The sequence below is a fragment of the Burkholderia sp. Se-20373 genome, assembly GCF_017104705.1.
Taxonomy (GTDB): domain Bacteria; phylum Pseudomonadota; class Gammaproteobacteria; order Burkholderiales; family Burkholderiaceae; genus Burkholderia.
Genome location: NZ_JAAGPH010000332.1, coordinates 1 through 1,740 on the forward strand (window position 1 = coordinate 1; position 1,740 = coordinate 1,740).

The following is a 1,740-nucleotide window of genomic DNA, read 5'->3' on the forward strand; positions in this document are numbered from 1 at the left end:
CTTCGCGCTGCTGTCGCGCTTCCTGCCGTCGGGCCGCAGCGTCGCGATCGGCGTGCCGTTCGTGTGGCTTGCGGTGTTCTTCGCGCTGCCGTTCGTGCTGGTGCTGAAGATCAGCTTCGCCGACCAGGTGATGGGCATCCCGCCGTACACGTCGCTCGTCGAGTTCAAGGACGGCGTCGTGCACTTCGCGCTGCAGCTGTCGCACTACGCGTTCCTGCTGCAGGACGACCTGTACATCGCGACCTACCTCAGCTCGCTGAAGATGGCCGCCGTGTCGACGGTGCTGTGCCTGCTGATCGGGTACCCGATGGCGTACTACATCGCGCGCTCGGAACCGAACCGCCGCAACGTGCTGATGATGGCCGTGATGCTGCCGTTCTGGACGTCGTTCCTGATCCGCGTGTACGCATGGATCGGCATCCTGAAGGATGACGGCCTCTTGAACCACACGCTGATCGCGCTCGGCATCATCCACACGCCGCTGCGCCTCTATCACAGCGACGCGGGCGTCTACATCGGGATGGTCTATTCATACCTGCCGTTCATGGTGATGCCGCTGTACGCACACCTCGTGAAGATGGACCTCACGCTGCTCGAAGCCGCGTACGACCTCGGCGCGAAGCCGTGGGTCGCGTTCACGCGCATCACGCTGCCGCTGTCGAAGAACGGGATCATCGCCGGCAGCCTGCTGGTGTTCATCCCGGCGGTGGGCGAGTACGTGATTCCGGAGCTGCTCGGCGGCGCCGACACGCTGATGATCGGCCGCGTGATGTGGGATGAATTCTTCAACAACATGGACTGGCCGATGGCGTCCGCGGTGACGGTCGCGATGGTGATGCTGCTGCTGGTGCCGATGGCGCTGTTCCAGTACTACCAGGTCAAGGAACTGGAGGACGCGAAATGATCAAGCCGAGCAAACCGCTGTCGACGGGCGTCCTCGCCTTCGGCTTCCTGTTCCTGTACATCCCGATCATCAGCCTGGTCGTGTACTCGTTCAACGAGTCGAAGCTGGTGACGGTATGGTCGGGCTTCTCGCTGAAGTGGTACTCGGCGCTGCTGGACGACGACGAGCTGCTGACCGCCGCGTGGCTGTCGCTGAAGATCGGCCTGCTGACGGCGACCGCGTCGGTCGTGATCGGCACGTGGGCGGGCTTCGTGCTCGCGCGCTTCGGCCGCTTCAAGGGCTTCACGCTGTACACGGGGATGATCAACGCGCCGCTGGTGATTCCGGAAGTGATCCAGGGCATCTCGCTGCTGTTGCTGTTCGTTGCGCTGGAGCAGATGTTCGGCTGGCCGAAGGGGCGCGGGATGGTGACGATCTGGATCGGCCACGTGATGCTGTGCGTGTCGTACGTGGCGATCATCGTGCAGTCGCGCGTGAAGGAGATGAACAAGTCGCTGGAAGAGGCCGCGCTCGATCTGGGTGCAACGCCGCTGAAGGTGTTCTTCGTGGTGACGCTGCCGCTGATCTCGCAGGCGCTGCTGTCGGGGTGGCTGCTGTCGTTCACGCTGTCGATCGACGACCTGGTGCTGTCGGCGTTCCTGTCCGGGCCGGGCTCGACGACGCTGCCGCTGGTGGTGTTCTCGCGCGTGCGGCTGGGGCTGAACCCGGAGATGAACGCGCTGGCGACGCTGTTCATCACGGCGGTGACGATCGGCGTGATCGTCGTGAACCGGATGATGATCGCGCGCGAGCGGCGCCGCATCGCCGACATGAAGGCGGCGTTCGCGGTGGCGTGA

General features: G+C 64.2%; 2 protein-coding genes. Both read left to right on the plus strand.

Annotation, left to right across the window (positions count from 1 at the left end):
* Window positions 1-904: ABC transporter permease subunit (locus G3N96_RS38590; protein ID WP_206140481.1), on the plus strand; the 904-nt coding region annotated here is incomplete at its 5' end.
* Window positions 901-1,740 carry an ABC transporter permease subunit gene (locus tag G3N96_RS38595; RefSeq protein ID WP_011353448.1) on the plus strand — a complete coding sequence of 280 codons (840 nt, stop codon included), beginning with the start codon at window positions 901-903 and terminating at the stop codon, window positions 1,738-1,740. The genes G3N96_RS38590 and G3N96_RS38595, both read left to right, overlap by 4 nt.

Coding starts and splice junctions, on each gene's coding strand:
- G3N96_RS38595 (WP_011353448.1), top strand. CDS start 901: ATGATCAAGCCGAGCAAACCGCTGTCGACGGGCGTCCTCGCCTTCGGC.